The sequence below is a fragment of the uncultured Campylobacter sp. genome (genome assembly GCF_938030685.1).
Lineage (GTDB): Bacteria > Campylobacterota > Campylobacteria > Campylobacterales > Campylobacteraceae > Campylobacter_B.
In genome coordinates this window covers 1-4,070 of record NZ_CALHHX010000227.1, presented here as the reverse complement: position 1 = coordinate 4,070, position 4,070 = coordinate 1, and the positions used below count along the sequence as shown (strand labels likewise).

The 4,070-nt window shown below is 48.0% G+C and carries 5 protein-coding genes; all 5 read left to right on the top strand.

Annotation, left to right across the window (positions count from 1 at the left end):
• Window positions 1-107 precede the first annotated feature (107 nt).
• Window positions 108-596, top strand: coding sequence for an HIT domain-containing protein (locus Q0369_RS10955; protein WP_297917433.1), 489 nt, complete (start codon window positions 108-110; stop codon window positions 594-596).
• Window positions 597-611: 15 nt separating this feature from the next.
• Window positions 612-1,370, top strand: coding sequence for a WG repeat-containing protein (locus tag Q0369_RS10950; RefSeq protein WP_298099884.1), 759 nt, complete (start codon window positions 612-614; stop codon window positions 1,368-1,370).
• A 15-nt stretch (window positions 1,371-1,385) separates the two neighbouring features.
• Window positions 1,386-2,387: a bifunctional 3,4-dihydroxy-2-butanone 4-phosphate synthase/GTP cyclohydrolase II gene (locus Q0369_RS10945; protein WP_298099881.1), complete on the top strand. Its 1,002-nt coding sequence runs from the start codon at window positions 1,386-1,388 to the stop codon at window positions 2,385-2,387.
• Entirely contained in the window at window positions 2,384-3,541 is a 1,158-nt protein-coding gene (locus Q0369_RS10940; RefSeq protein ID WP_298099876.1) for a DNA polymerase IV, read from the top strand. The genes Q0369_RS10945 and Q0369_RS10940 overlap by 4 nt, the downstream gene beginning before the upstream one ends.
• Window positions 3,542-3,560: 19 nt before the next feature.
• Window positions 3,561-4,070 (top strand): hypothetical protein (locus Q0369_RS10935; protein WP_298099873.1); only part of this gene is annotated, 510 nt, incomplete at its 3' end.

The window sequence follows — 4,070 nt, the reverse complement described above, 5'->3', positions numbered from 1 at the left end:
TAAAATTTTATGAAATTTAGAAGTTTTAAATTCCAAATTTCATAGAATTTTGCGAAACGCAAATTTTAAAATTCCATAGAATTTTGGAATTTCGGAAAGGAAAAGAGATGGATTATCTTTGCGCCCCTTGGCGAAGCGAGTATTTTACCGAAAAAAGAAGCGGCTGTCCCTTCTGCGACGCGGCGGCGGATGCGGCGTTCGACGATCGCAACGGCGTGCTTTTTCGCGCGCAGCACTGCTTCGGGGTGATGAACCTCTACCCCTACAGCCCGGGCGCGTTTATGGTCATACCTTACGAGCACGTCGATAATATCGAGTGCCTTAGCGATGATGCGTGGGCGGAGATGAGCCGCTACGTGCGCGCCGGAGTGGGGATTTTAAAGCGCACTCTGGGCGCAAACGGCGTAAATATCGGTATGAACCTCGGCGCCGCCGCGGGTGCGGGCATAGCCGAGCACGTGCACTATCATCTCGTGCCGCGGTGGCAGCGCGATACGAATTTCATCACGACGATCGCAAACGTCCGCGTAAACGGCGTTTCATTCGCCCCGCTTTTTGAGAAGCTCAAGGCGGCTTACGCGGAGATTAAAATTTAAATTTGGAGGATTGAGATGATTGCGTTTCGGGTAAAAAAAGATGGAAAATGGGGTATTATAAATCAAAGAGAAGAGGATATTATTCCTTGTATTTATGATGATGCTTTTTACTTTTCCGAAGGCTTAGCTTGGGTCAAAAAAGATGGTAAATGGGGCTTCATAGATAAAACCGGCAAAGAGGTCATTCCTTTTGTTTATGATGATGCTTGGAACTTTTCCGAAGGCTTAGCTAAGGTCAAAAAAGACGGTAAATGTGGCTTTATAGACAAAACTGGCAAAGAGATCGTTCCTTGTATTTATGATAGTTTTAAGAGCTTCTTTTCCAAATCCGAAGGCTTAACCATGGTCGTAAAAGATGGTAAATCTGGCTTCATAGATAAAACCGGTAGAGAGATTATCTCTTTTATTTATACTATGACTGGCTCGGCTGTTTTTGATTATTTTCATAACGGCCTAGCTTGCGTTATAAAAGATGATCAATGTTGTCTCATAGATAAAACCGGTCAAGAAGTTATCTCTTGTATTTATGATGATATATTGGTCTTAGGCGATACCATATCTGATATATACGATCAAGTCATATATTATAAAGGATATGTTAAGGTTAAAAAAGACGGCAAATGGGGTTTACTAGACGATGAGGATAATGAAATTTTAAAGCCTATGTTTTACGATGAAGTAGAATTTGTGAAAGTTTTAAGCGACGACTACGTCAAGATCAATTTAGACGGTCGCGAAACGATCGTTGATAAAAATGGAAAAATAATATCGTAAATTTAAGGAGAGATAATGGTTAGCGTAGAGCAAGCGATCGAGGATCTAAAAAACGGCAAAATGCTCGTTATGGTCGATGACGTCGATCGCGAGAACGAAGGCGATTTGGTGTTTGCGAGCACCTTTAGCAGCGCACAGAAGGTAAATTTTGCGATCACGCACGCTCGCGGAGTGCTGTGCGTGGCGCTTAGCCCACAGATTGCGCAGCAGCTAGATCTGAATTTGATGGTCGATAAAAACACCTCCAGCCACGAGACCGCTTTTACCGTCACGATCGACGCAAAGGACGCCAAGACGGGCGTAAGCGCGTATGAGCGCAATATGACGATCGAGCTGATGTCGCGCGTGGGCGCTCGCGCGGATGATTTCGTCCGCCCGGGGCATATCTTCCCGCTCATTGCTAAAAGCGGCGGCGTGCTCGCCCGCACGGGACACACCGAGGGCTCTACGGATCTGTGCCGCTTGGCTGGGCTTTCGCAAAGCGCCGTGATCTGCGAGATTGTCAAAGACGACGGCGATATGGCGCGCAGGGACGATCTGGAGAAATTCTGCGCGCAGCACGACATCAATATGATCTCGGTCGCGCAGATCGTGCAGTATCGCCTAAAACACGAAACGCTCGTTAAATTTAGCGAGCTCAAAAGCGCTATGCTGTGCGGCGAGGCGGCGAAATTTTACGACGTGAGCGATCACGAGGGCAACGAGCACCGCGCCTATATTTTCGGTGAGCTGGGAAAGAGCGCGCAGACGAACGTGAAATTTCATAAAATTTCAAGCGATCTGGAATTTTTAAGCGATACGAAATTTAACGATTTCATGCGCGATCTGGACATTTTGCGCAAAGAGGGCGGCGTGCTTTTGATGCTAAAATCCGCGCAGAATCGCGCCGATTTTAAGAGCTTCGGCATCGGAGCGCAAATTTTAGCGCATCTGGGCGTAAGGAAAATTAAAATTTTAAGCAAGAGCGAGCCGAAAGACTACGCGGGGCTTAGCGGCTTCGGGATCGATATAGTTTGATAGCTCATATCGATTTGGACAGCTTCTTCGTCTCTGTAGCGAGGCTTGCCGATCCCGCGCTTGCGGGCAAAAAGATCGCAGTCGTCGGAGGCGGCGACGAGGAGATTTTCGGCGGCAAGAGCGAGCTTGGCAGCGTGATTTTAAGCGCAAGCTATGAGGCTAGAGCGGACGGCGTGCACTCGGCTCAGCCCGTTAAAATCGCGCTCGGACTCTGTCCGCAGCTGATTTTAGTGCGCGCGCGGCACGGCGAATACCGAAAAATTTCACGTGAAATTTATGAGTTTTTACTAAACTTTACGCCCGAGATCGAAAAATTTAGCATCGACGAATTTTTTCTAAATTTACGCGGCACGGCTTATGACGCGGACGCGCTGAGCTTTGCCGCGTTTTTGCAAAGCGAAATTATGCGCCGCTTTAGCCTTCCTTGCAGCGTAGGCCTTAGCGAAGCAAAACTCATCGCAAAGCTTGCCACTAGCCTTGCCAAGCCCTTCGGCGTGCGGCAAATTTTAAAATCGCAAATTGCGCACGAGCTATCCGCCGTGCCGGTAGCGAAATTTTTTGGCATCGGCAAAGCGGCGCAAAAAACGCTCGGCAAATACGGCATCGTAAGCTTCGGCGATGCGTTAGGGCATAGAGAAATTTTTGAAAAGATGGGCGCAAACGGCAGGAAAATTTTTGCAGCCCTTAGCGGCGAGGATGAGGGCGAGGTCGTCTCAAAGCGCGAGCGCAAAAGCATCGGCTTTGGGCGCAGCTTCGCGCCGTGCGCCGATCGAGACGAGCTGCGGCGTAAAATTTTAATTTTGGCGCGCCATTTGGCGGGCGAAGTGCTTGCAAGGGGCCTAAAGCCCGCGACGTATGATCTAAAGATCCGCTATAAATCGCGCGAGGAGTTTTCGCACCAGATCAGCCAGGATAGGGCGTTTAGCTTAAGCTTGCTGAGCGAGACCGCGCTTGAGCTGTTTAGGCTCTGCGACGTGAAAAAAGGCGCGCAGATAATCCACGTAGCGCTAAATCTTTCAAATTTTAGCGGCAAATCGGGCAGCTCGCTGCTCTTTGGCGAGATCGATAAAAAGCAGCAGAGCTTAGATCGATCTTTAAGCAGGATTTGGGAAAAATTCGGCATCGAAAAGCTGAAAAAAGCGAGCGAAATTTGATTAAATTTAAAGGAAAAAGATGAAACTAGGCGAGCTATATTCGGTGATCTGCATAATCTTCGCGACGAATTTTAAAGGCGTGATAGATGAGCAGAAGTTGCGCGGCTTGGGCAAAAACTGGATCATCGTAAATAAAAATATCGAGAACAAAAACGGCCATGAGCTTTGGCAAAAGGTGCAGGGCGAGGACTACGCGGCGCTAGGGCGCGATTTTGAGGTGCTAAAAGAGGCGTTTGAGATGGATTTTTTCAAACTCATAAGCGAAAGCGAAGTGGAGCTGTTTTATGAAAAATGCCGCTTCAAAAAGCCTTTCGCGGAGCTTAAAAGCGCTCACGCAGCCAATATGCTAGCACTGCTTGCTATGATCTTTAAGCAAAACACGGACGCGAAATCGCATAAAATTTTGACGCTATATCTGGCGCAATTTATCATTCCGAGCTTTTCCGCGCTTGCTACGCACGTGCAGATAAACGCCAAAAGCAGCTACTACAAGGCGCTCGGGTGGTTTTTGGCGGATTTTTGCCGCGTG

Excerpts from the sequence above, each read along its gene's own strand:
- Q0369_RS10955 (WP_297917433.1), top strand. The coding sequence starts at position 108 with ATGGATTATCTTTGCGCCCCTTGGCGAAGCGAGTATTTTACCGAAAAA.
- Q0369_RS10950 (WP_298099884.1), top strand. The coding sequence starts at position 612 with ATGATTGCGTTTCGGGTAAAAAAAGATGGAAAATGGGGTATTATAAAT.
- Q0369_RS10945 (WP_298099881.1), top strand. The coding sequence starts at position 1,386 with ATGGTTAGCGTAGAGCAAGCGATCGAGGATCTAAAAAACGGCAAAATG.